The 25,332-nt window shown below is 45.3% G+C and carries 26 protein-coding genes; 5 read left to right on the top strand and 21 right to left on the bottom strand.

The features are described 5' to 3' along the window. The first annotated feature begins 186 nt into the window (after positions 1 to 186). Positions 187 to 504, top strand: a complete 318-nt coding sequence (locus MHI32_RS03145) for an MGMT family protein (protein WP_076124439.1) — start codon at positions 187 to 189, stop codon at positions 502 to 504. Here the strand turns inward: MHI32_RS03145 and MHI32_RS03140 are convergent. From MHI32_RS03140 to MHI32_RS03105, 8 genes are all read right to left on the bottom strand, one after another. Continuing rightward, positions 501 to 1,196: a DUF1361 domain-containing protein gene (locus MHI32_RS03140; protein WP_038568569.1), complete on the bottom strand. Its 696-nt coding sequence runs from the start codon at positions 1,194 to 1,196 to the stop codon at positions 501 to 503. The genes MHI32_RS03145 and MHI32_RS03140 overlap by 4 nt on opposite strands. Before the next feature lie 150 nt (positions 1,197 to 1,346). Beyond that, positions 1,347 to 3,110, bottom strand: a complete 1,764-nt coding sequence (locus tag MHI32_RS03135) for a SulP family inorganic anion transporter (protein WP_340011867.1) — start codon at positions 3,108 to 3,110, stop codon at positions 1,347 to 1,349. Positions 3,111 to 3,217: 107 nt separating this feature from the next. Next, positions 3,218 to 3,544 (bottom strand): metalloregulator ArsR/SmtB family transcription factor, encoded by a 327-nt coding sequence (locus MHI32_RS03130; protein ID WP_036676741.1) that lies wholly within the window; start codon positions 3,542 to 3,544, stop codon positions 3,218 to 3,220. A gap of 61 nt (positions 3,545 to 3,605) precedes the next feature. Next, on the bottom strand, positions 3,606 to 3,983 hold the full coding sequence (locus tag MHI32_RS03125; protein WP_076279647.1) for a hypothetical protein: 378 nt from the start codon (positions 3,981 to 3,983) through the stop codon (positions 3,606 to 3,608). Between the two features lie 165 nt (positions 3,984 to 4,148). Further along, entirely contained in the window at positions 4,149 to 5,615 is a 1,467-nt protein-coding gene (locus tag MHI32_RS03120; protein ID WP_340011866.1) for a phosphatidylserine/phosphatidylglycerophosphate/cardiolipin synthase family protein, read from the bottom strand. A gap of 175 nt (positions 5,616 to 5,790) precedes the next feature. After that, positions 5,791 to 6,084: a putative quinol monooxygenase gene (locus MHI32_RS03115; protein ID WP_076282503.1), complete on the bottom strand. Its 294-nt coding sequence runs from the start codon at positions 6,082 to 6,084 to the stop codon at positions 5,791 to 5,793. Positions 6,085 to 6,142: 58 nt separating this feature from the next. Further along, the gene (locus MHI32_RS03110; RefSeq protein ID WP_076101373.1) at positions 6,143 to 6,778 is read right to left on the bottom strand and encodes a nitroreductase family protein; all 636 of its coding nucleotides are present in this window, start codon (positions 6,776 to 6,778) and stop codon (positions 6,143 to 6,145) included. 33 nt (positions 6,779 to 6,811) lie between these two features. Then, positions 6,812 to 7,240 (bottom strand): MarR family transcriptional regulator, encoded by a 429-nt coding sequence (locus tag MHI32_RS03105; protein WP_076304354.1) that lies wholly within the window; start codon positions 7,238 to 7,240, stop codon positions 6,812 to 6,814. Positions 7,241 to 7,404: 164 nt separating this feature from the next. On the opposite strand from MHI32_RS03105, the gene MHI32_RS03100 reads away from it, so the two are divergent. Next, complete coding sequence (locus MHI32_RS03100) at positions 7,405 to 8,184, top strand: carbon-nitrogen family hydrolase (RefSeq protein WP_340011865.1); 780 nt, start codon at positions 7,405 to 7,407, stop codon at positions 8,182 to 8,184. Positions 8,185 to 8,286: 102 nt separating this feature from the next. On the opposite strand, the gene MHI32_RS03095 is transcribed toward MHI32_RS03100, so the two are convergent. Next, positions 8,287 to 9,180 carry a hypothetical protein gene (locus MHI32_RS03095; RefSeq protein ID WP_340011864.1) on the bottom strand — a complete coding sequence of 298 codons (894 nt, stop codon included), beginning with the start codon at positions 9,178 to 9,180 and terminating at the stop codon, positions 8,287 to 8,289. A gap of 239 nt (positions 9,181 to 9,419) precedes the next feature. On the opposite strand from MHI32_RS03095, the gene MHI32_RS03090 reads away from it, so the two are divergent. Beyond that, on the top strand, positions 9,420 to 10,307 hold the full coding sequence (locus tag MHI32_RS03090) for a CHAD domain-containing protein (protein WP_340011863.1): 888 nt from the start codon (positions 9,420 to 9,422) through the stop codon (positions 10,305 to 10,307). A gap of 28 nt (positions 10,308 to 10,335) precedes the next feature. Here the strand turns inward: MHI32_RS03090 and MHI32_RS03085 are convergent, their stop codons facing one another. From MHI32_RS03085 to MHI32_RS03055, 7 genes are all read right to left on the bottom strand, one after another. Then, entirely contained in the window at positions 10,336 to 11,547 is a 1,212-nt protein-coding gene (locus MHI32_RS03085) for a Ger(x)C family spore germination protein (protein ID WP_339171042.1), read from the bottom strand. Next, positions 11,544 to 12,635, bottom strand: coding sequence for a GerAB/ArcD/ProY family transporter (locus MHI32_RS03080; RefSeq protein WP_076179795.1), 1,092 nt, complete (start codon positions 12,633 to 12,635; stop codon positions 11,544 to 11,546). Before MHI32_RS03080 ends, MHI32_RS03085 begins: the two co-directional genes overlap by 4 nt. Positions 12,636 to 12,662: 27 nt before the next feature. After that, on the bottom strand, positions 12,663 to 14,411 hold the full coding sequence (locus MHI32_RS03075) for a spore germination protein (protein ID WP_143763881.1): 1,749 nt from the start codon (positions 14,409 to 14,411) through the stop codon (positions 12,663 to 12,665). A gap of 111 nt (positions 14,412 to 14,522) precedes the next feature. Next, a complete protein-coding gene (locus tag MHI32_RS03070; RefSeq protein WP_076124458.1) occupies positions 14,523 to 14,849 on the bottom strand; it encodes a thioredoxin domain-containing protein in 327 nt (108 codons plus the stop codon). A 37-nt stretch (positions 14,850 to 14,886) separates the two neighbouring features. Beyond that, positions 14,887 to 15,279: a MerR family transcriptional regulator gene (locus MHI32_RS03065; protein ID WP_076307920.1), complete on the bottom strand. Its 393-nt coding sequence runs from the start codon at positions 15,277 to 15,279 to the stop codon at positions 14,887 to 14,889. Positions 15,280 to 15,424: 145 nt separating this feature from the next. Next, on the bottom strand, positions 15,425 to 16,060 hold the full coding sequence (locus MHI32_RS03060; protein ID WP_076185171.1) for a ThuA domain-containing protein: 636 nt from the start codon (positions 16,058 to 16,060) through the stop codon (positions 15,425 to 15,427). 49 nt (positions 16,061 to 16,109) lie between these two features. Further along, entirely contained in the window at positions 16,110 to 16,832 is a 723-nt protein-coding gene (locus tag MHI32_RS03055) for an SDR family NAD(P)-dependent oxidoreductase (protein ID WP_076124464.1), read from the bottom strand. Between the two features lie 228 nt (positions 16,833 to 17,060). Here MHI32_RS03055 and ytxJ point away from each other — a divergent pair, with 228 nt between their 5' ends. Together ytxJ and MHI32_RS03045 are read left to right on the top strand one after the other, a co-directional pair. Continuing rightward, positions 17,061 to 17,387, top strand: coding sequence for a bacillithiol system redox-active protein YtxJ (ytxJ, locus tag MHI32_RS03050; protein WP_340011862.1), 327 nt, complete (start codon positions 17,061 to 17,063; stop codon positions 17,385 to 17,387). Next, positions 17,384 to 17,623 (top strand): glutaredoxin family protein, encoded by a 240-nt coding sequence (locus MHI32_RS03045; RefSeq protein WP_076124465.1) that lies wholly within the window; start codon positions 17,384 to 17,386, stop codon positions 17,621 to 17,623. The genes ytxJ and MHI32_RS03045 overlap by 4 nt, the downstream gene beginning before the upstream one ends. A 99-nt stretch (positions 17,624 to 17,722) precedes the next feature. Here the strand turns inward: MHI32_RS03045 and MHI32_RS03040 are convergent, their stop codons facing one another. The 5 genes from MHI32_RS03040 to MHI32_RS03020 all read right to left on the bottom strand — a co-directional run bounded on the left by MHI32_RS03040 (position 17,723) and on the right by MHI32_RS03020 (position 25,175). After that, entirely contained in the window at positions 17,723 to 20,047 is a 2,325-nt protein-coding gene (locus MHI32_RS03040) for a histidine kinase (protein WP_076185175.1), read from the bottom strand. A gap of 104 nt (positions 20,048 to 20,151) precedes the next feature. Further along, on the bottom strand, positions 20,152 to 20,760 hold the full coding sequence (kdpC, locus tag MHI32_RS03035) for a potassium-transporting ATPase subunit KdpC (RefSeq protein ID WP_076193779.1): 609 nt from the start codon (positions 20,758 to 20,760) through the stop codon (positions 20,152 to 20,154). Positions 20,761 to 20,815: 55 nt separating this feature from the next. Continuing rightward, positions 20,816 to 22,849: a potassium-transporting ATPase subunit KdpB gene (gene kdpB, locus MHI32_RS03030; RefSeq protein ID WP_076124469.1), complete on the bottom strand. Its 2,034-nt coding sequence runs from the start codon at positions 22,847 to 22,849 to the stop codon at positions 20,816 to 20,818. A gap of 16 nt (positions 22,850 to 22,865) precedes the next feature. Then, positions 22,866 to 24,542, bottom strand: coding sequence for a potassium-transporting ATPase subunit KdpA (gene kdpA / locus MHI32_RS03025; RefSeq protein ID WP_340011861.1), 1,677 nt, complete (start codon positions 24,540 to 24,542; stop codon positions 22,866 to 22,868). A gap of 216 nt (positions 24,543 to 24,758) precedes the next feature. Further along, complete coding sequence (locus tag MHI32_RS03020; RefSeq protein WP_076124472.1) at positions 24,759 to 25,175, bottom strand: hypothetical protein; 417 nt, start codon at positions 25,173 to 25,175, stop codon at positions 24,759 to 24,761. Between the last annotated feature and the right edge of the window lie 157 nt (positions 25,176 to 25,332).

The raw sequence follows: 25,332 nt of genomic DNA, 5'->3' as shown, positions 1-25,332 counted from the left end.
TCTTTTAATCACGTTGTTAAACGTTTAGATTATTTTTACAGTTAAAATATACCACGCGTATTTATTGCTTTGCAACCCCTTTTTTGCTATTCTCAAAAAATCCTCCTGTTCGTCCCCCGTTTCGTTTAGAATTGATTTATCTGTTGTTCATTGGATAAAAATAAGATATAGGAGCTTGAGCTTGCTATGACACCATTTACTGAGAGAGTTATTCATATCATACAGTCTATACCAGAAGGTAAAGTGATGACTTACGGAGGAGTTGCCCGCGCGGCAGGCAGCCCAAGAGGAGCGAGGCAGGTCGTTCGCATCCTTCATTCCATGAGCAAAAAATATAAGCTGCCCTGGCATCGGGTCATTAATGCTAAGGGAATGATCGCACTAACTGAGGATGAGTCTAACTCCCTCCAGAGGCTCTATCTACAGGGAGAGGGAGTTAGTTTTAATGAAAAAGGTGTGGTAGATCTGAAGCAATTCCAGTTTGAGCCGGAGTGTGCCGATTAGTACCCTCTGGTAACTCTTCGTCTTTCTCCTGTGCCAAGGGCATTGAGTAGACAATACATCGTCGCGTAAATGACCAGCAGGACAAAGGCAATGAACAAGCTGAAAAATACGGACTGGAGATTCAGGCTATCCAGAACAAGTTGATACAACTGATGCCTGTCCGTCAGGACGTCCCAGCTATTGAGTCTGTAGACTCGGCCAAGCAGTACACCATATCCCCCGAGCATACATGCCGCAAGCACGAATACCCATGACCACAGCAGGTTGCTTTTACGATAAATGACCGTCTGGAACTGATACAATGAGAAAAAACCGGTCAACCATCCACTCCAGGTGAACAATAAAAGAGTGACCAAGTCATACCAGTAGCGATTCTGAATGGCTCCCTCCACGATATATCTACTTTTTCTTACCGTTAAATGCACCAGGTCAGTCATGAGATAAGGCGCGTTGGGAAAGAACAGCAGCCACGCGACACCCAAAGGAAGAAGTAATAGACCGCCTATCTTCCTTTTGTCTAGCTCATAAGCAGCCATGGAGAATAAAAATGGAATCCAAGCTAAGAACAAATTCCAAATTAAAAAACCGTAAAACGAATCCGTCTGAAGTGACACTACACGATATACCGCCAATGTAGCGACAGACAATCCCGCCAAGAGCATAAACACCTTCGGATAATTCAATTCCTTCATGAGCTTATATTCTCCTTATCGATATTGATTACATTAAACTTATACCTAATTGTACAAATTCAGAATTCCGAAGTCCAATTTTAATACAAAAGCCCAGACGCAAGAATAGCGCCCAGGCCGACTTTATTTATTAAGCTCAAGTACCGCTGATTAGTTCAGAGGCAATGCTGGCTTCTTGCGTCCTGTCAGACCTCGTAGTCCACCTGCATCCTCCTGACAGGATAATGCCGTACACTCCCTAAACGCCGCATGACTGCATCCGATACATTTATTGTGATTAATACTGCTAAGAGCTTCATTGATCGCTTCACCGGTATGATGATAGAACTGTGCCTCTCCTATTTTGTCATATAGCCCGGTTCTCTTAAGTAGCTCAAGCGGCTGCGGCTGAACACCTGAGATCATCAGTTTCCCTCCAACAGCATGGAGATGCCGCACCAGCTCCGCCAGATTGGATTCGCCCGTAGTATCCATGAATGGCACTTTTCCCATCCGCATTAATATAATTTTCGGCTGATCGGAGCCATAACCCGGCATGGTGTCATCAAATCTATACGCAGCGCCAAAAAACAGCGGCCCTTCCACGGTATAAATCCCGATCTGCGGACAATCATGACTCTCCGTTACCATATGTGCTCCTACCTTGACGGAATTAGGATCAGGCAATACTTTGGATACCAGATGAACCTCTCCCATCCGTTTCACAAACAAAATCACCGCAAGAATCAATCCCACCTCTACGGCCAGCGTTAAATCTGCAAATATCGTCAACAAGAAGGTGATGAATAACACCAAAGAATCACCTGTTTTGATTTTAAGCAAATGAAAAAATTGTTTACGCTCACTCATATTCCAAGCTACTACCATCAAGATAGGAGCCATCGCTGCCAACGGAATACTAGAAGCATAGGGTGCAAACAACAGAAGAATTAGGAATACCACTACCCCATGAACGATCCCTGAGATCGGAGAAACTGCGCCGCTTTTGATATTTGTGGCGGTTCTGGCAATGGCACCCGTGGCTGGAATTCCTCCAAACAATGGAGCTGCAATATTGGCGATTCCCTGACCAATCAGTTCACGGTTGCTGTTATGGCGGCTGCCCGTCATCCCATCAGCTACGACAGCTGACAATAAGGATTCAATAGCACCCAACATCGCGATGATAAAGGCCGGACGAATCAGCAGTATAATCCGCTCCCAGGTAATGGTCGGAAAACGGAAGCTTGGCAGTGTATTAGGGATATTCCCATAGGCCAAACCAATCGTAGTCACCTTACCGCTAAAAAATAACGCTGCTATGACAGTCGCACAAAGAAGACCGACCAATGAACCCGGCACCTTCGGAGCGAAGCGAATCGCTAGGATAACAACGGCCAGGCAAATCGCGGCGGTCAGGATACTATATCCATTGATCGTCGATAGATGAAGTCCAATTTCTTTCATGTTATCTACAAAGCTCTCGTGCCGTTCAATATCCCTTAACCCAAGGAAGTTAGCAATCTGTCCGGTGAAGATAATAACCGCTATTCCTGCTGTGAAACCAATCGTGACCGGCTTCGGAATAAATTTAATCAGTACACCCAGCCTTAACAATCCCATGAGGACTAAAATAACCCCCGCCATCATCCCCGCTAACAGCAGGTTCTCATAACCATACTGCATCCCAATGGCGAACAAGATAGGAATAAATGCACCTGTCGGTCCACCAATCTGAAATTTCGATCCCCCGAACAATGAAATACATATGCCGGCAACGATTGTCGTATAAATGCCATATTCCGGCTTTACACCAGAAGCAATAGCAAATGCCATCCCTAAAGGAATGGCAATAACCCCGACGATTGTCCCTGATATCAAATCCTTGCGAAAAGCGTTCATGTTGTAGCCTTTATAACGACCCCGCCCTGTCATGTTCAAACCTTCTTTTCTTTAAATATCTGATTATTTGAATATAAGAAGAACATTACTCTAGGACGCGACTGTTGTCAACGCCAAAATAACGTTAATCTATTCCATTTTCACTCGCCGCGCATGCCTTCCAGCAATGAAATGGTATTCACGAGATGGTTATCAAATATTTGTTTGGCCACGACCAGAAGGTCCTTGATCAGAGGATCACGTAAGGCATAAATGACTGTGGTGCCTTCTTTCACACTGGTTACTACATTTTTGGCGCGTAAAACAGCTAGCTGCTGGGATACAGCAGAACCTTCCGAGCCGAGAATAGCCTGCAGTTCATTCACATTCTTCTCACCTTCGCTAAGCAGCTCCAGAATACGAATACGCATCGGATGAGCCAGCGCCTTGAAGAATTCGGTCTTAAATTGCTGAATTTCGGTGTTCATAGCTTTCTACTCCTCATGCTTAACTTTCTGAATCTAATGTTATCTTAGTCCCTAAGAAGCGTCAAATACTGAAGGGATAGATTCGCACATCACGGACCTGCAATTCTACGAACACACCCAGTGCCATAGGTTCACCGAGACACTCGAACATCACTAACCCTTCACCTATTCGTAAAAATCCTGTGCCATCTTCTTCAATATTCTCCAACACGCCCGTAAAAATAACCCTATCCTGTTCGAGCCTGATGTTGAACTCACCTGCAGGCACAGGATGGATATCCACCCACCTCATAAGCAGCTCCGAAAGCTCCAATTCCACATCCATTTCTGCCCCTGGATTCACAGGAGCACCACACCAGATTCCCCGGCCCTCCCCAAATTCTGTGAGAAAAAATACCTCGTCCTTTTTCAAACCACTTTTTGTAATTTTGATTTGCATAGCCCATACTCCACCCTAATGATTTATAACGATCATTATATCATGAGAATTAGCCCAATTTATCAAGTATAATTCTGGGTTGCCTTATTCAGATAAGTACTAGGGTGTAACCAAGGATGCTTAAAGAACTCACTTTTACTGGTAATCTTCCGCGAGACACTCAGGTCATAATCGATCATAGACTTTATCTGCTCTGCAAAGGCCTCCCCTTTTAACCAGCATTCCCAGCTCAAAATCGTGGCAGGCACTTCTTTCGTTGATATTATATGAACCATGAAAAACGGCTTGTGATCTATGATCATAGGTAATTTTCCAATGGGAAAATCGACCGGTGGCACTGTAGTCATAGAAGGAAACACCGTTAATAAACGGCATATACATATTGCCTCTTACCGCCGCGCGATTTGTAGGATGATCATTAACCTCCAGCGGGTTACAAATGTTCAAATTACACGAGCATTCTGGACCAAGCAGCCCGAGCCGATCCCAAAAATCCTGATCAATCAAATAAGGATTCACGATGATAGTCTCTTCAGCCGCGTAAGTAATTAAATCCAGATAATATTGTTGAATCAGGTTAACCGGGTTACCTGGAAAGCTTGCTAACAGCGTACATTCTTCCTCACCAAAATGATAATCCACATCCGGATAATAAAAGACATCATTCACATCAAAATGATCTCCGCCTAGAAGCAGCCAGCGAGAATAGAACATCGCATTCAAAGGCTGCGCTGCAGCGCCACGAATCCGGAAGCAGCCATCATGCCACTCAGCCTCTTTACTAGGAATCCCCTGTGGATGTCCATCTATACTCATTGCAGAGGATGCCTGCACTGGGGTCTCATACGTATATTGGTCACCAATATTTACACTGCCTATAATCGAGGTTACCCCATCTATGACCATAAACTTCCGATGATCGATGACATTCAGTCCTGTGACCTCAACATCCTCTTGCACTTTATCCTGCAGAAACAGGATACTTTCCGGCACTCCCTCTTGCTCCAGCGCCTTTCGTTTCACCCGCCATTCCATAGCTGAATAATACGAATTGAAGGTATTCAACAGCTTGGCGCCTGCATTCTCGAGCTGATCAGCAATCTTGGAGAACTGGCCGTACTCCAGATTATTTCCGTACCCCAAAGCCGTCAATGTGTAATTGACCATAACCCTTACCTTAACGCCACGCTTAAGAGCATAAAATAGTTCATCTGCAACCAGATTGCCCGAGCGATCATTAAAAAAAAGCATGACAGACAGGTGGATATAATGCTGCGCTTTTCTGATCTCCTCTAATATCATTCCTAGACACTCTGGACCATTTACGTAAGGTGTTACTTGATTATTCCACGTAGTCTGCGGAGCCAGAACCTTTAGCTTGCCTGAGTCTAGTCTGCCCAATACTTCAGTAAGTTGTTCCAGTAAGCTTGGACTAAATCCAGGAAGCTGGAATAGCTGCTGACTTGTCGTAATGACCCCGCCAAGCGTCTGACGATAGGCTCTGGCAGCCTCTAGGTCTATCCCCTCAAGCTTACGCTCCACCTCTTCTCCTGCTACACCCATAATACGGGCAAGCGATCCGCCGGATAGATAATAATTCAAGAAATCAATCATATTTCTCTGTGTCTTCATATGTAAAGTCCCCCATCGTTTATATTGCATGCCTTTGAATCAAGGTAAGGATAGATACCCTAGATCTCCTTTTTATAAACGGGGTGAAATGCAAAACAGGGATGCCCCACAGCCTTTATGGCTATAGATCATCCCTGTTAAGGTTTAAACAAAATTCGCTAAGAATCGAGACAGCTTATTTTACCTGTTCTGCGCTAAATACTTTAACATCTAGAGGAGCAGCCAAGAATTCGCCAGCTTTAGCTGAGAAAGCAGTGAAATGAGCGCTCGTATTGTGGCTGGATACTGCTTCAGCATCACGCCATTGCTCAATCATAATAAATGAGTTGGCTTCTCCAGCATTCTCATATAGCTCATAAGAAAGGTTACCCTCTTCAGCATGAGTAGCAGTCAGTAATGCTTTAGACTCCGTCAAAAACTGTTCACGACGCTCTGGATTAACTTTAAGTACAGCATGAATAATGATCATTGTATATTCCTCCTAAGATTAGTGTTAATGTTAGCGTGTTGGCTTACTAACTTTATAATTATTTCCACTCAGCAACTTTATCGATAGGCAGACGAACAGAGGGGTAACCTGCATCAACAGCTTTACCAATGGAGAGCAGCATTACAGGAACATAACGATCTTTTTCCATACCAAACGCTTCAGCGATTTGGTCTTTTTCAAATCCACCAATTGGGTTTGTATCGTAACCATGTGCACGAGCAACCAGCATCAGCTGCATAGCAACAAGTGCGCCATCGATAAGCACGGTGTCTCTGTTAATTTCCCGTGGCAGGTTAGCGAAATGAGCGGATAATCTGGTTAATTGATTTTCTTTTACTTCAGCAGGCATAAGTCCACGTTCAACAGCCGTACCGTAAATTTCTTCAGCGTAATCGAAGTTGTTCAGATCACCAAAGATGGCAATCATAGCCGCAGAAGTCTCTACTTGTACGTTATTAAAACGAGCGAGAGGCGCTAAGGTAGCTTTAGCTTCGTCACTTTCAATGACCAGAAAACGCCAAGGCTGCATGTTCACTGAAGATGGAGCAAGTGTAGCTTCGGTAAGGATCTGTGTCATTTCTTCTTTGCTGATTTTAACGGATGGATCATATTTGCGGATAGAGCGGCGTCCTGTAATAATTTCTTGAAAATCATTTGTTTGTGTAGCGTTCATATGTTTAATTCTCCTTTGAGTGTGTTTTGTAAGTTACAACAGAATGATATTAGATTGCAGACGATTGAGCATATCAATGAGCACTGCTCGCTCCTGATCGTTAAAACCTGTTAGAAGAGTAGCGATAAACCGCCTTTTCTCTTCGCTATATTTAACCATTCTTTCCCGACCTTGATCGGTTAATGAGACCAATGTGACCCTGTTATCGGCTGGGTTATTGCGGCGAGCGATCATGCCACTCTCTTCCAATCCCTTCAGATGACGTGTGACGGCTGCCGCATCAATATCCATTTCCTTTTGCAGACTGATTTGGCTGACTTCATCTACCCGAAACAGTTCATGCAGGAGGCGAAGCCGTGTGGGACTGATCCCTGCACAACGTTCGAATTTTGGAGAGATTCCTTTGTTTAAGGCCTGCAGCAGTTCAAATATATGTTCTTCCTCAGGACAGTACTCCGTCAAAATATACCTCCTTTCTATATTTAATTGCATGCAATTGTTTTGTATGAAATTATACTAACGCATAATCATTGACCCGTCAACTAATATATCAAATCATTTTTAAAAAATCAACATTGCTTATCCTCATCCGGTGCTATACGCTTGAATAAAAGAGGAGGATACCTATGAGAATATCCCTGATTCAGCTGGATATAGCATTTGGCAATCCCGCTATGAATTATGCTGCCGTAGCCCAAAAAATAAGTGAAGCTGCTTCCGCAGCCCCTGATTGTCTGATTCTCCCTGAGCTATGGACCACTGGTTATGATCTAACTCGCTTAGAAGATATTGGCGATCCGGAAGGAGAAATTACCAAGGCATTTATCTCCAGCTTGGCTAAACAATACAGCATTAATATCATCGCTGGTTCTGTCGCTAGCCGAAATGATACTGGTGTAACCAATCGTATGTATGTATTTAATCGATCAGGTGAGCTCGTCGGACAATACAGCAAGCTGCATTTGTTCCAGCTGATGGACGAACATTTGTATCTGCAGCCGGGAGAAGCCAAAGGACTATTTACATTAGACAATACGTTATGTGCAGGGCTAATCTGTTATGATATCCGGTTTCCGGAGTGGGTTCGCGCCCATACCGCACAAGGGGCGGAAATCCTGTTCGTCTGCGCTGAATGGCCACTGCCCAGATTGTCCCACTGGCGGGCGCTGTTGATCAGCCGGGCCATTGAGAATCAATGTTATGTTGTAGCCTGCAACCGTGCAGGCAGCGATCCTGCCAATATCTTTGCTGGGCATTCAATGATTATTGATCCTTGGGGAGATATTGTGTGTGAGGCTTCTGAAGAGGAAGAAATTCTAACCGGAGAGATCGATTTACATCAGGTGCGTGAGATTAGGAAACAATTTCCGATTTTTTCGGACAGACGTCCTGAGTTGTATAATTAAAAGAGCGTCATTGTTGAATATTAAAAAAGACGTTACGTAGGCTGGCATTATCCAGCTTTCCGTTACGTCCTTTTTTAACAGACTCCAACCCATGCTCAGCCCTCAGGAATACCGCTCGCGCAGCACCCGCGTTGCATCGAGCACACGTGGATCATCATAGTCCAAGCTGTATCCTGTCTCTTGCTGCAAAATGCGGGATGCTCTAAGAGAGACTCCACGACGAATTAAAGCCTGAATAATCCCCTCCACAAACACTTTCGCCACTTCAGGTCCACCAAGTTCACCCAGTCCAGCAATCGTCTCTGGACGAACCCGTGGATATGATAGTGAGGAGTCTCCTCCGGAGGCTTGCGCATAGAAATTACGAATTTGTTCACCGCGTTCTTGTCCCGAGCCAGAAACTACAACAAATGCATGTACAAAATAAGCATTGTTCTGCCTACGCTGAGCAATACCACAAAACTTCCGCCCCCCAATGGCCAGATCGAAATCACCAGGGCAGTAAGAACCAACAATCTCACCAGCCTCAATTTGCGCCGCAGCCTGTGGATGACTTATAGCAACCGCTTCCGTGATCAAAGCAGCCAAGAGCTTAAAGTCATCATGAAAGTCCAGCTTTCCACGTCCTTTGGGCAGAACTAGAGAAACATTAATGATCCCTGCATCCAGAGGCACCGCAGCCCCGCCGGAATGCCTAACCGCCGTTCTAATCCCTTGCGCCTCAAGCGTGAGCATCGCCTGAGCTGCACACGGTAGCTTACTGTCCCGAAGTCCAAGCGCTACACCACCAGAATGACTCCACAGATGCAAGCTAGGAGGTATAATGCCCGCTCCAACATCCCGGCATAAGGTTTCCTCAAAAGCGAACGGGACCAACATATCCTCTAAGCTATCTATTTCTATACCTTTGCTCTCATCCCTTGCACTCAGATGTTGAAAGAGCCCCATTTCTGAAGGAAGTTTACTAAATATTGAATCATACTCACGAGTATCCACCAAAGCCCCTCTTTCCCGAATATGAGCCACGAGACCTGCTATTCTCTACCAGCTAAGGATCCAAGCCTATCCGTATAAATAATGATAGTAATATTGTAACCGATCTGTCTCCATGCTGTGAGTAGAGAATTGAAATGAGGTTATGATAACGCTATTCTTATAGTAAATGGACTTACCCCAGAGCATAATAGGGGAAGCCCTAAATTCATGCTATCCCAAACGTTAAGGAGTGATGCTGCATGACAGGAGACAAGCTGACCAAAGAACGACAGCTAACCAAAACAAAGCAATGGGAACAAGCCCTTAACCACCTTTATATCAACTTTTGGGATTACAGCCATGACGCATTAAATAAATTCGCTGATGAAGATATCCACCAGGCAAGAGTGAACTGCCGTAAGCTGCTAAGTCTATTATCCATTCTTGATCCGCGGCACACTTCAGGCCTGTACCCTATTTTCAAAAAAGCGCAAAAGAGATTAGGTAAAGTGCGAGATGCAGATGTTCTAATAGAATCTTTCAAGAACAAGCGCAAGCAGGCGAAGGAGAACGGAGATTCCAAAACTGCAGACCTGTTAAAGGCAGTGATTGCGTACCAAAAGGACAAGCGCAAAACTTACCGCAAGAAGCTCGCTAAGGAGCTGCCTGAACTAATTAATGAAGACCTCGAGGAAAAGTGGAAGACCTTCCTAAGCGAGCAGCTTGAAGCCCTAGCCGCCAAAAAGAATGTTAACGTTGTTATGCGTGAGCTTGAGATCGCTTATGAGCAGAAGAAAAAAACCTGTAAAGCTATTTTCCATGAAGACAATGCCGAATCTAAAGAAGCCTTCGACGCTTTGCACCAGCTAAGAATCGCTGCTAAGGAACTGCGTTATACCGCGAGTGCAGCCGATTTTGCATTAAATCAGAAATTCCATGCGCATGAGGAGATCTATAAGGAGATTCAAGATCAACTTGGGCTGATTAACGACAAACGTCTATGGCTGGAAACACTGAATGCTATTGGACGTGAAGATCTGGACATCGGTAAAAAAGCATGGAATGCCTTCACGTCGCAATTAAAGGATGAAGTGCTCGATGCACTGCATCATAATGATGTCATTCCTATCCAGACACAAACGAAGTAGCTCCATACAACATTGCAAATGGTCCTTTCTATTCAGCCGTTGTATCTGATGCACCATACTCTTCAATATTCAGTTTCACTTCATAGGTAATCGGAATCTCACTAAAGGTTTCATCCCAGTTATCCTCTACGCTCCGCCATACGGCTGGATGTTGAATACGCAAAGCGTTGCCGAAACCTGCAACCTCTGTATGCAGCTCCTTCTGCATTTTTTTCACAGTGACCTGAAGCATGTCTAAGACATGCTTCTCTAGCACTGCTTTATCCTCCTTTACAATGCCGTCATGTAACTTCTTTGCACTCTTGGCAAAAGCCTCACCATATCTCCCCGTAGATTCTATTTTCACATGAAAAGAGATCTTCCCATCCTTCACATTAGCTTTATACTTACTACCCAGAGATTTGATTTCATAGGTAATGAGCTTATTGTTAGACGGGTCGTATGCTTTGAGAGCACCCCCCTCTCCCTTTCCAGTCAGCCAAACCATACCTTCCAGCTCCGATGCATCTAAAAAACCAACGAGCTTTCCCGTTTTCCCTTTAATTACGCCTGCTCCATCCAGCTTTGTCTCCTTCTCTTTTTCTAAAGAAATTACATTCTGCAACATGAAACTTCTTTTACCATGCAAAGGACCCGCCACTTTAGCTATTGAAACCGGCTCCCATATCCTCGTGCTCCGACTTCTATTCACAAAAATCCCCTCTAATACAAATGACGGGGTTTGGCCCGGCAGCGCATTTTCCAATACATCTCTGGCTTTTCCCTTGCTGACATATAGTAGAACACTGGGACGGATATCGTTATCCCTGCTAAAGAAATCAATTAACTCAGAAAACTTGGTAGAGCGTGCAAGCTTCTCACCGATCACAATGACCTTAAGGTGATGTCCGATTGGAGTACGTCTAGTACGCAGTGAAAGTGCCCGTAATGCTTCAAACATAGAATCACTTACTTCACTCATGTTATAGTAATTTCTGGTTGAGGATGGGGAAGCCCCAGACTTCATACCTGACCCTCCTGAGCCTTGAGGAATCGTAAACTGATAGGTACTCATTATTTGGGCAGGCATGGGATTTCCCCCACCTCCTTGCTGTGTTGCCTCCTCATCCCCTGTCTCCTCCGCACTGTCTAGGGCAACGCCAATCTCCATACTTAACTCCTCAACTGGTGTACTGCTCCAGCAACCGGTCAACAGAATACATACTATAAGAAATGTAATCGACACTCTCCATTTTTTCATGAAGCCGCCCTCCGGAAATGTGCGATGATCAACAGCGGCAATGGAATTAATCCAAATAAAACGATCATCCAATTACCTACGACTGTTCCTAATGCAAATAGAGCATTCACATTTGGTGGCATTCTGGAAACTACATAGGCTACTGGAAGTATAGCCAATAAGCAGCTATTAAATCGTTTATGAAATATTTGAGAAACTCCCAAAGCAGCAGCATAAATAGTGATGCAGAAGGTGCAGAAAATTTGCATAATCCAAATTACCAGTAGCAGCGATTCAAACCTCTCAAAAATAAGATAATTCACCTCAAAGCTTCTCACTAGATCAAGAAATGGCCAAGTTCTTGTGACCACTCCATCTATAGAAAACGCACCAATAGTCATTACAACAGCTAAAAGATAAAAGAACGTTGATATACATGATCCAGCAATAATTACCTTTACTGCTTTTTGTGGCTTATCCATAAAAGCAACAACGAACAGCATCGCTTCACCAGCAGTAAAAGTCAGAATGGTTGGCCTGATGCCCTTCCATACCGGTCCTAAACCATCTCCAAGGAAAGGCCGCAAATTATCGATATCGAAAACTTCAATACTAAGCAAGCATACTCCAACAAAAACTGTCCAAGTAATCGGAACAATCAACCTACACATGCTAGTGATAGCATTAAGTCCTCCTCTGCATAAATAGAAGGCTATCCAAATAAACACAGCAACAATAGCCCAAGGAGGGGTTCCCTCCAACAGAAAAAAAGAGGTCACTTCCTGTACGGAACGTGCTTCAAAACTGGCTATACACAGAAAATAAACAATCACTAATATAGAGAGCATCACTCCAAGTGGCTTGCCAATGATTTTCCCGCTAAATTGAAAAATAGTTTGACCTGGAAACCGTTGGCTAAGTTTCACTATAATTAAACCTGTTAAAAAGGTAATTACTCCCCCTAAAAAAACGGAGATCCACACGTCTGGAGTTTCACTAGCCTCTACAATCGTCCGAGGAAGTGTAAGTATCCCTGCCGCAATAGTATAATTGGCTAGTATGATCGTCGCTTGAACAGCAGTAATTCGGTCCTTCACCTCGGTACTCATATTCGCTTCCTCCTTTACTTCGATCTCTCACCCTTTGCGTCGGGGGTCCTTCGGCTTCAACAGCGTAGGGCGGCCTGTTAGAAATTGCAGTGGCATACGGAATATAAAATCTTTCCAATCCTTAATCTTATACGGTATAAACATGCCAAGATAAGGCATGCCGAAGCTTTTTAGCTTGATTAAATGGGCACTCAGGAAAAGGAAAAATAACACAACTCCATATAATCCAAAGACTGCTGCAGAAAACATCGCTATAAAACGGAGCATACGCAGCGTCATTCCCGCACTATACATAGGGATGGTGAAGGAGGAGATTGCTGTAACTGAAACAACGATGACTAGAATTGGACTCACAATTCCCGCTTCTACTGCGGCTTGGCCGATGATTAGACCGCCAACAATCCCCATCGCGGGACCGATAGGTTTAGGTAGCCGGAGTCCAGCCTCCCGTAATATTTCGATTGAGGTCTCCATAATCAAAGCTTCGATTAATACCGAAAAAGGTACACCTTGGCGGGAGCTGATGATTGAAATGGCTAACTTTGTCGGAATCAATCCCGGCTGAAAGGAGAGGAAGGAAATATATAGTGCCGGTGCAAACATTGATATCAATGCGGCGAGAAAACGCAGTAAGCGCACCAACGACCCCACCATCCACCGATCGTAATAATCCTCTGGGGATTGCAACAGCATCCCGAAGGACACGGGCATGATCAAGGCAAAGGGTGTGCCATCCAGCAGGATAGCTACTCTCCCTTCCAATAACGCTGCCATTACGCGGTCAGGTCTTTCCGTATTCTGAATCTGCTGGAATGGAGTGAAGCTATTATCTTCGATTAATTGCTCCACATAACCAGATTCTTGCACATCATCTATATCAATCGTCCTAATTCTTCGTTTAACTTCTTCGACAAGTTCATCATTCGCGATATCTTTGATATAAGTTAGAACCAGATCCTTCTTCATCCTCTTTCCTACAGTAAAAGAAATCATGGCTAGCTCTGTGCTCTGCCCATGTCGGCGCAGTAATGCCGTGTTATCACTTAACGTCTCATTAAACCCGCTTCGAGATCCCCGCAAGACAGCTTCTGATTCAGGCTCCTCTATCCCTCTTGTGTTCCCCTTCGGGGTGCTGAGCACAATAGCCTCCGGTATCCCTTCTACTAACAGCACTACAGAGCCGAACAATACCTTTTGAAGGGAGAGCTTCACATTATCCGTAAACTCAACTTCCGAAATAAGCACGATCTCATGAATGAGAATATCTTTTAGATCCTTTGCTTCCGGTATCGTATGGGGATCCTTAAAAACCTTATAGGCATCCATTAAAGGCTTCAGAATATTGCGATCCATTTTATCTTTATCTGTCAGTCCATCTACAAATATAAGGGCCGCTTGCAGCTTTATACCTCCGATACGCAACTCCCGAAAACTCACATCATGCATATCTGTGCTCATCTCTTTAAATCTTTGCAAATCCTCCCTAAATTGACCGCTATAGCTTGCTCCTGTAGGAGATTCTTCACTGATTCCAACGGAATCGTCCGCCTTAGTAACCTTTTTCGTATTGCTAGAACCTAGAGATGCTTCTCCGTAAGGAACCCCACCACCTATGCTGCCGGCAGCTTTTTTTGCTCTAGTACTTATCGTATCTTCCTTTACATTAGCCCAACTCATCATCCGGATTAGAATAAACGGAACGAAAAAGATCATAATAGCTTGGAAAATCACACTCCATTTAGGAATTATCTCTAGAATAATATTCCACACCCTCATCACCTCCTTTATAACTGTGTTCGTATTTTTTACCGAAGATGGGTAAATCATGCACGCAAAAAAGACCCCACAATATGGAGTCTCCCTAATTTCATCTTTAAAATTATCGCCTTATGCTTGAAGAACCTTGTTCAGTATGCCTTGGTAGGCTGCTTTCGGACGCAGACCGACCAGCTTTTCCACGGGCTGCCCCTCTTTATATACAATGACTGTAGGCATCCCCATAACACCCGCTTCTCCAGCCAAATCCGGCAGTTCATCACAATTCACCTTAACAATAGAAACATCGTCTCCATATTCCTGGTGAAGATCTTCCAGAACAGGCAGCAGCACCTTACAAGGGGGGCACCATGGCGCACCATAATCCACCAGTACCGTTCCTCCACCACGTATTTCTGACCGCACCCAATCCGCACTATCGGCATTTATAATAGACATTTGCCATTCCTCCTCATATTTTTCAACACCAGCAGTACTATTCCAAGTTCTCCAGTGGACACGTTCTCAACTTGCTCTCATCCTGCTCCTGCAGAATAGATGCCATTCGTTCTTCCAAATTCCTCTTGATCTGATTCAGCTCTACAAGCTGACGTTCAATATCTTCCAATTTACTGCGGTATAGTGGCATCACTTCTGCGCAGAAAGCTTCTTTGTTCTTCAAGACACAATGTAGAAAGCCCGCGATCTGCTCTGTCGACAGACCCAGGTTCAAATATAGTTTAATCGTTTCTACCGTCTCTACAGCAAGTGAAGAATACTCCCGATATCCGTTGGCCTGACGGATCGGCGAGATTAATCCTTGACTCTCATAGTAACGAAGTGAACGGACGCTTACGCCCGTCAGTTTAGCAAGCTCACCTATTTTCATAGCATTCTCCCCGGGGTTCATGAGAATTGTTCTACACCAGTATAAACCCTGACACCAATGTTAGAGTCAACAAAAAAAATCCAACCGCGGCTAACCCGCAGTTGGACTCGTGTTTTATTTTACAACAGGTATATCCGCTTATATCCTATAATAATCCTGCCGCCCAAAGTCCACCTCTAAGAATCATCTGGCGAAAGGGCTCTACGGAAAATGACGGCAAATGATGACCAGGCATTAAATAAACAACCCGGCCTAGACCAAATTCATGGCACCAAGCTGCCTGTCTCATTGCCCCATCATGAGGATATTCCATAAGCACAGTTGTTTCGAAATAGGGATGCTGCTCAAAATAATAAGGCTCATCATCGATCACAAATTCTTCGATCCCCTGCATAATGGGATGCTCCCGTGCCGGTATGGACATCTGGAGCGAAGTGAATTCTGGATGATGAGTGAAATGCGCTCCCAGCATAGCGCCTAGCTCCTGATTACGCTGTAAGGAGATTCCGTTATGTACCACTAGTAATCCACCACCGTTAGCCACATAGGAGAGCAATGCGCTGCTTTGTTCCGCCGGTATTTTATCATCGGAGAATTCGGTATAAGAGATCACCAGCTTGTAGTCAGATAATGTTTCTTTATTAAGCAGCCCATAATCCTCCGAGGAGAATACCTGCAGGTCATTGGCAAGGATCTGCTCAATCTCCCGGTCTACTCCCGCAAATGGGTGATATTTAACCTCCGAATAACTTCCGAGTGCCAGTGCTTTTAGTGTAGACATCCTATCATCGCCTTTCTTCGTGTAGTTTTTTTGATTACGGGAAGCCCATCTACCAAGGCCATGTATTTCCATCCACGTCAAGATAGGCCGGCTCATCCCCTAGATGCTTTTTATACTCCATAACCTGACTTATAATCTGGTCTGCAGACACATCGGGTGAAATATCCGCTTGCTCATTTTTTTCGCCATGCATATAAGTCTTCATCCAGCCGGGGTGAAACACCATCACTTGACCCCCAAGCGTCTTTAGATGATTGTGCATCAGGGAGGATTGCATATTGAGAGCCGCCTTAGACATGCAGTAGCCGTACATATTAATACGTTTATTTCTGCCAATGCTGCCCGCTTCCGAAGAAATATTAACAATCAATTTATCCTTACTTTGTAATAAAAGTCCCATAAGTGCATTGCTGACTCTCAACGCGCCTAGTGTATTCACATTATAAATCTCCGCCATGCCCTCATCATCCATATCCACCAGCATCGTAGCATCATCTGCGGAATGAATAATTCCGGCATTATTAATAAGAATATCAACATGCCCCGTTCTGCTGGCGATAGCCCTTGCTGCCTGCTTTACACTGTCCTTACTACCAATATCGAGTGGAATAAGTTCCAGCTGTTCCGGATACTCCTCTTTAAGCGCTTTCAATTCATCTGTATCTCTCATGTATTGTCCAGCAAATACTGAGAACTGTTTCTCTAAAAGAGAGTGCACAAGAGACAATCCGAGACCCCGATCAGCTCCAGTCACACATGCAACTCTGTTCATTCTTATCAACACTCCTACCTAGTAAGGATTATTGAAGCAAGTTGTCTTCCTTTCACCTTAGCATGCCGTCCCCTTTTTTTCAACGCGCTAAAATGAGAATTTGGTCATCCTTGGATTAGCTGCTCCAGAATCCTTTTTGTTTTAAATTTAATATATGTTACAATCATGATTACAGGTTGTTAACAACACAATGGTTAGTAAAATAACGATCCCAGGAGGGTGATATCTATGTCTATTCAACAACTTCATACATTGGAAGATCTTGAGCAGTATGTGGCTAAACCTGGCAAGAAGCTGCTGTTCAAACACAGCACTACCTGCCCGATTAGCGCCAAAGCTAATGAAGAATTCCAGGCTTATCTAAAGGATGCGGATACTGCAGCAGCAGTAGTTCTAGTCATCGAGGATCGTCCAGTTTCCAATCAAATTGCCGAGGATTTCGGGATTAAGCATGAATCTCCACAGCTCTTCCTGCTTGAGGATACTGAGGTCCGCTGGAACACTACCCACTGGAAGATCACAAGAGATGCTATCAAAGAGGCTGTGAACCAATGAGCCAGCAAGTGATTGTTTATTCAACAGCAGGCTGCAGCGACTGTAATCTGGTCAAACAATATCTTACGGAGCAAGGTATCCCTTTTGAAGTAAGAGATGTTATGACTAGCACCGTCTATCAAGAGGAAGTCGAAAAGCTTGGTTTCATGGGTGTTCCTGTTACTGTAGCAGGGGATCACGCCACCAAAGGATTCAATCTTCCCGAGCTGAAAGCACTTCTCGAAGCTGCTCAGTAATTCATTCGTTTAATTATTTAGCACTTGATATATGCTTACAAAAAAGGGGATTCCAGCAGCCACTCGGCAAGGAATCCCTTTTTTTCATTGTTCTAAAGCTTAGGGTTCCTCACGCATAAGATTTGCCACGACCAGTACATCTACATTTCTGGCCGAACGCAAAATCTGTTTAGTGACATCCCCGCGTAGCCATTTGCGCACCCATGAGCGTTGGGACTGGCCGATAATAATCTGTGTGCTCTGTAAGGCTTGAGACCTTTCAAGCAGCAAGGAAGACACTCGTGCCGGGAGCACGTTAGGAATCATCTTAAACGTTCCACCCAGTCGTTCCGTCAATTCTTTCAAATCATTAATTCGTTTATCGTAAGAAGGCCCGCTCTGCTTATATTCCTGTACGTACGTAACATACCAGCAAGCTTTTAGACGATAGGCAATCCGAAAACCGCGCCGAATCAGACGTTCCGCATGATCTCCTAAGGTGATGCACACATAGATCACTTCCTGCCGCCGCCAAGGTCCCCGCAGCGACCCGACACGTTCCCAGGCCTCCAGACGTTCATCCACATCATCAGCAATTTCCCGCAGCGCCAGTTCACGGAGGGCGATTAGATTGCCGATTTTGAAAAAAGCACCCAGCGCCTGATCCACTTTGGTCATCGCATATATTTTTCCATCCTTCATCCGCTCTTGCAGTGTTTTGGGGGATACATCGATAAGTTCAACTTCGTCGGCCCGTTGCAGAATGCTGTCCGGGAAAGTCTCTCTAACTCTAACTCCGGTAATTTGTTCTACCGCATCATTCAAGCTTTCTAAATGCTGAACATTCACTGTGGAGATTACAGAGATCCCCGCATCCAATAACTCCATAACATCCATATACCGCTTCTTATGCTTGCTGCCCGGCATATTGGTATGTGCCAGTTCATCTACCAGTACGACCTCCGGATTACGCTTAATAATAGCTGCCGTATCCATTTCCTCAAGGACAGTCCCCCGATAGTCAATGCTCAGTCGCGGAAGGATCTCCAGATCACCGATCTGTTCAAGGGTTTCTTTACGTCCATGCGTTTCTAGTAGTCCAATAACAACATCGATCCCTCTCTTTAAGAGATCATTTCCTTCTCGCAGCATCTTATAAGTCTTGCCCACCCCGGGAGCAGCACCAATGTACACTTTAAATGTGCCCCCACGAATCGCATCGATTTTATCCTTTACTTCCTGAGTGCTTAATCTGTGATAGGCATCAGCTTTCCGCTCATTTCGGCTCTGCCGGGTAGGAAGAACACGTTCTCCCTCACGCTCAGCACGATCAGCCACGAAAAACACATCTACTCCACGGATTTGCTTTAACAATGAGTTAGCAATCGAACCCTTCCACAGCTCCTGCCACGCCGTTTGCTTAGAGTGACCCATAACGATACGGGTAATATTATGCTGGATGGCGTATTTCACTAGAAGTCCCGGAATCTCCCTCTTCGAGCGAAAAGAAATCTCCTCCATCGAGGCCCCAATCTTCTCAGTCAGCTTCCATAGGGATCGCTTGAAGGTTGCTGCTTCCTTAGAGGGCGTCAGGCCCTGCTTCCAGAAGGATACCACCGCCAGATCTCCGTTTAACCGTTTAGCGATTTGCTGCCCACGGCGGATATGAATCGAGCCATTCCAATAATACTGTGCGGACACCAACACTTTTTCGGCAATCCCCGAAGCCCCCAGCAATCCTTGCTCCTCCCGATGCTTCTCCAGCGAACCATTAACATCCTCCGCAACCATTCTCAGCGCCAGCTCCCGCAGCTTGCTTAGATTCCCTTTGTTAAAAAGCGAAGTCCGCTGCTTCTTGCCCAAATGTCCTTCGGACAAACGTTGAAGTATCTTTTCCGGAGTCACATCAATTAGAACGATATCATCTGCAAGGGTGAGCACTTCCGCAGGCAAGGAATATTCCACCTCAATCCCCGTCCACTTCCGCGCAAGATCTGCTGCGCCCTCCAGCTCGTATACGTTTACAGTTGTGATGACACTAATTCCACAGCCCAATAAATATTTGATATCCTCCAGCCTAGTTGATCTCTCCGCACCCTCGCGATTATGATGAGCCAATCCATCGGTCAGTACAACCTCTGGATTACGCGCCACAATGGCCTCCACGTCCAGATCCTTCTTCTCGATCTCCTTCTGAAACCAATGAATACTTGGAATCCGTTCCAAGTCACCCAGCTGATCCCTTGTTTCTGGACTTTGGTTGGTTGAAACCGCACAGATTACAACATCGATGCCCTGTGCTTTCAGCGCCTGACCCTCACGCAGCATCTGATAGGTCTTGCCTGATCCACTGACCGGACCTATATAGATCTTCAGGCGTCCACGATGCAGCTCATAAATAGAGAGCAGCAGTTCCTCCGGCGTCTTCCTCCGATATGTTCCCATCAAGACCACTCCTTAATAACCCGTTCATCCATTCACTCTTCTATGCCAGAAAGCAAGATATCCCTGACCCAGTTTGAACAATCGGGCAGGGATATTAGCTATATTTATTTGTTCGTTAATTTCTGCAGCTCCATGTTCAGCTTCAGAACATTTACCCGCTTTTCACCAAACAGCCCTAGATCACGACCTTCGGTCTGCTTATTCACTAGCTCTTCCAGCTGCGCGGCTGGAATCCCAGTCAAATTACTGATCCGGGGAATCTGCACAATTGCCGACGCAGGAGTGATATGCGGATCAAGACCTGAACCCGAGTTGGTTACTAAATCAACCGGCAGCTTGTTTACAGGCACATCCGGATTATCCAGCTGCCACTGTGTAATGGAATCCTTCGTCCGCTGCAGCATATCCGGGTTGGATGGGCCGTAGTTATTGGAGCCTGAGGCTTCCGCTTTATAATCAATGCTGGATACACGGCCATGGAATAATGCCGGGTCCGTAAAGCTTTGCCCGATGAGTTCTGAGCCCACAACTACTCCAGCGTCATTCTTCAACTGACTGCCGTTCGCTTGCGATGGCATCAGAACTTGAGCAATCGCTGTAGTAGTCAGAGGATAAATCACTCCGCAAAGAACAATAAACACTAGACATAGCCGTAATATAATAAAGAAATTAGCACCCTTCGATGATGACAACTGTTCTTCAGCGTCCGCAATCGATTTTCTGTTATTCACGATGCTCTCACCCTTTCAATGATTAGTCAATCCGTTGTTAAATCCATACACTTACGAGCAAATCAATAAGCTTGATGCCCGCAAAAGGAACGACTACTCCACCTAAACCATAGATAAAAATATTACGTCCCAGCAGCTTCGTAGAACTCATCGCTTTATACGAGACACCTTTCATAGCCAATGGGATCAGCAGCGGAATAATAATCGCATTAAATATTAATGCAGATATAATTGCCGAGCTAGGTGAACCCAATCCCATGACATTCAGGGCTTCCATTTCAGGAATGGCGAGCATGAACATTGCCGGAATAATTGCGAAGTATTTAGCGATATCATTCGCAATACTGAACGTTGTCAACGCGCCCCGCGTCATCAGTAGCTGTTTACCAATAGCTACAACCTCAATGATCTTCGAGGGATCGGAGTCCAGATCAACCATGTTTGCTGCTTCCTTAGCGGCTGTAGTCCCACTGTTCATCGCTAAGCCCACATCAGCTTGGGCAAGGGCAGGTGCGTCATTCGTACCATCACCAGTCATTGCCACCAGCTTGCCTTCGTTCTGCTCACGGCGGATAACCGCTATTTTATCCTCAGGTGTACTCTCTGCAATAAAATCATCTACCCCTGCTTCACGGGCAATAGTAGCTGCGGTCAGCGGATTGTCCCCTGTACACATGATAGTCTTGATTCCCATTTTTCGCAGCTCATCAAACCGCTCTTTCATGCCTGGCTTAACCGTATCCTTTAAGTAAATAAGTCCATAAATCCGGTTGTCTACCGCAACAGCAAGCGGGGTCCCCCCCATCCGAGCGATAGCATCGGAATTACTGTCGAGGTTCGCGGGAATGACTCCGCCCTTCGACTGTACCCATTTCTTCACGGAATCGACTGCCCCTTTACGAACAGATCGTCCATCAAGTAGATCTATACCACTCATCCGGGTCTCAGCCTTAAACTCTACGAACTCTCCGCCTTCAGCAAGTTTGCTGTCATAGCTGCGCTCCAGCTTCTTAGCCAGCTCAATAACCGAACGTCCTTCCGGAGTCTCATCCTTTAGCGAACTAATAGCTGCCCAAGCCGTAAGCTCAGCTTCCGTTTCATCTCCAACAGGCACAAAATCACTCGCCATCCGGTTTCCGAAAGTAATCGTACCTGTCTTATCTAGAATCATTGTATTAATGTCGCCGGCAGCTTCAACGGCCTTCCCTGACATAGCAAGGACATTAAACTGTGTGACGCGGTCCATCCCTGCTATCCCGATAGCGGAGAGTAGGCCCCCGATTGTGGTCGGGATCAGACAGACCAGCAAGGCGATCATAACAGGAATATCTAGATCAACGCCCAGATAAGTCGCAATTGGCCGCAAGGTCACTACTACAATCAGGAAAATCAACGTCAGACTGATCAAGAGTGTATTTAGTGCAATTTCATTGGGTGTCTTTTGACGTTTCGCCCCTTCAACGAGGGAGATCATCCGATCCAGGAATGACTCACCGGGATCACTGGTAATTTTGACTTTAATCTCATCACTGACTACCCGGGTGCCGCCAGTGACTGAGCCAAAATCTCCGCCGGCTTCCTTAATAACAGGTGCAGATTCACCTGTAATTGCAGATTCATCTACGGAGGCCAGCCCTTCAATTACTTCACCATCGCCAGGGATAAGTTCTCCCTGACTGACGATGACAATATCTCCTTTACGAAGCTCGGAAGAAGAAACGGTCTTCACAGACCCTCCAACGAGTTTGTTAGCTGTGATATCCTGTTTCGTTTTCTTGAGTGAATCCGCCTGGGCTTTCCCGCGGCCTTCAGCCAGCGCTTCAGCGAAGTTGGCAAACAGCACTGTGAATAGCAGAATGAACAACACTGTGATATTGAAGCCTACCGATTTCTCTGCATTAAAATATCCGGGGGCCAGTACCATAAGCAATACAATAATCGTACCGATTTCGACTACGAACATGACCGGATTTTTAATTAACGTCACCGGGTTAAGCTTAATAAAGCTATCCTTTACAGCGCTTAGGAGTATGGGTCCCGTCAGCAGCTTTTTTCTTTTTACAGTACTCATCTTGTTCTCCCTCTTCCTACCGTAAGGTCAAATATTCTGCAATCGGGCCGAGCACAATGACTGGCAGAAACGTCAGAGCCCCGATAATTACTACGGTACCAATCAGAATTCCGGTGAACAGACCATTGTCTGTGCGGAATGTGCCAATCGTCTCAGGAACTGGCTTCTTCTGGATCAGTGAGCCTGCAACTGCCAGCATCGCGATTATAGAGACATAACGGCCAAGCAGCATTACGATTGCGGTTGTAACATTCCAAAAGGTGGTGTTGTCCGCAAGCCCTTCAAATCCTGAACCATTGTTCGCGGCAGAAGAGACATATTCATATAACACTTGGCTAAGTCCATGGAATCCGGGATTCGTGATGGAACCGTTGCCCAAGTCCGTTAAGAACGCACCTGCTGTTGGTACAAGGATAATGAATGGATGCACAAGGATAGCAATCGCAATTAGCTTCATCTCCTTGGCTTCTATCTTTCGCCCGAGAAACTCTGGTGTTCTGCCAACCATTAGTCCACATAAGAAGACACCCATGATGGCATACATCAGCATATTGATTAGTCCGACACCTTTTCCCCCGAAGACGTTGTTGAGCATCATTAGGGCCAGAGGGGTAATGCCACCCAGCGGTGTCAGCGTATCATGCATATTGTTAACACTACCTGTCGTAGCTGCCGTTGTTACCGAAGTGAACAGCGAAGATTGCGGGATACCAAAACGTACCTCTTTACCTTCCATGCTGCCTTGCGAAGACTCGATCCCCAGCGCATTGATAGCTGGATTGCCTTTGGTTTCCGCATAATAATTCAATCCCAGCAGTAGTACGAACAAGGTCATCATTGCTGTGAAAATCACCCAGCCCTGACGTTTGTTCTTAGCGAACAACCCGTACATATATGGCAAAGAGGCTGGCAGCATCCACATAGAGAGAATCTCCAGAACGTTCGTAAGTGGATTAGGGTTCTCAAAAGGATGTGCTGAATTGGCTCCGAAGAAGCCGCCACCATTCGTACCTAAGTGTTTAATTGATTCCAAAGAAGCGACTGGACCGATAGCGATTTGTTGCGTCTGGCCTTCAAGTGTAGTGACCTCAAGCGATGGCTTGAGCGTTTGTGGCACATGCAATCCTACCAGCACCAATGAAACTAGCAGAGCTAATGGAATGAATACACGAATATGTGCTTTTACGAAGTCCTCGAAAAAGTTCCCGACTGATTTCTGTCCTGTAATCCCTCTGACAAAAGCAACCGCAACAGAAAATCCGCTCGCTGCAGACGTGAACATCATCATCGTGATGACTGCCATTTGTGAAAAATACGATAGTCCCGTCTCCCCGCTATAATGCTGCAGGTTCGTATTGGTCATAAAGCTGATCACCGTATTGAATGAAAGCGTCTGTTCCATATCGGCAATTCCATTCGGGTTCAGCGGCAATCCCCGCTGTAATCTTAGAAAAATATAACTGAAAGCAACCAGTACGATATTAGTTAAAACAAAGCTGAGTGCGTACTTCTTCCAGGACATTCCGTCCCGTTTTTTCAGGCCGATCAGCTTATAAATACCTTTCTCTGTGCCTGCAAACCAGCGATCCGTACGATTCGGTTCGTTAGAAAATACATGATATAAATACGTTCCCATCGGCTTGACCAGCAAGATGAGAATTACAATTACGACAACTATTTGCAAAATGCCCATGAATGCCCCTCCTTAAAATTTCTCAGGATGAATCAACGCGTAAACCAGATATATAAACAACAGTAGGGTAACAGCGATTACTAGAATCACAGCTTATCCCTCCCCGTATCCTCAACTACACCTGCGCACCAGCGCATAAAGCCATAAAATAACCCGTAAATTACAGCTAACGAAGCCACCATATACAGATCCATCATATCTTCCGCACTCCTTCCATTATCCTTGATGAGGTGATCTATCGATTAGAAAATCAGCATCACCACTATGGGAATAGATTACATAGCTCGCCCCAAGTCTTTTATAGACCAATCTAGGATTTATTGAACTTGTAATCACAAAAATCGGCTGTGTCGTCCAGGTACGGCACATCTGAATATAGCGGCAGCAAAGCGGAAAGCTGCTCTCAAACAGATATACCCTGCCTACCGGGAACGATGGGCGAAACCAAGTGCTCTGATGGCGGGTATCCACAAGAATAACCTGCTCAATCCCGAGCTCCTCAAGTAAAGCTTTCTCAGCCACATTGTTGGTTAATCCCGCCATCTTAATACCCCTGAACTTCAGAAGTTTAATGAAATGTTCTCCCGCCTTTGTAGGCGCACATACAAGCACATATTCATTCTGATCCGTCATCTTTTTTTCTCCTCCTGCTCATTTACAACAAGGAGGCAACGAAAATCTCCGAAAGGATGTTGACCTATCGTCATTTTCGGGCACAACCTAAAGCTCGGTTGTGTCACGTCATTAGACGCTGCCTTACAAATACCGCTAATGATGAATTTAGCGACCT

The sequence above is a fragment of the Paenibacillus sp. FSL H7-0690 genome (assembly GCF_037980415.1).
Classification (GTDB): Bacteria; Bacillota; Bacilli; order Paenibacillales; family Paenibacillaceae; genus Paenibacillus_AQ; species Paenibacillus_AQ odorifer.
The sequence above is the reverse complement of the archived record's forward strand: the minus strand, read 5'-3'. Positions and strand labels throughout refer to the sequence as shown.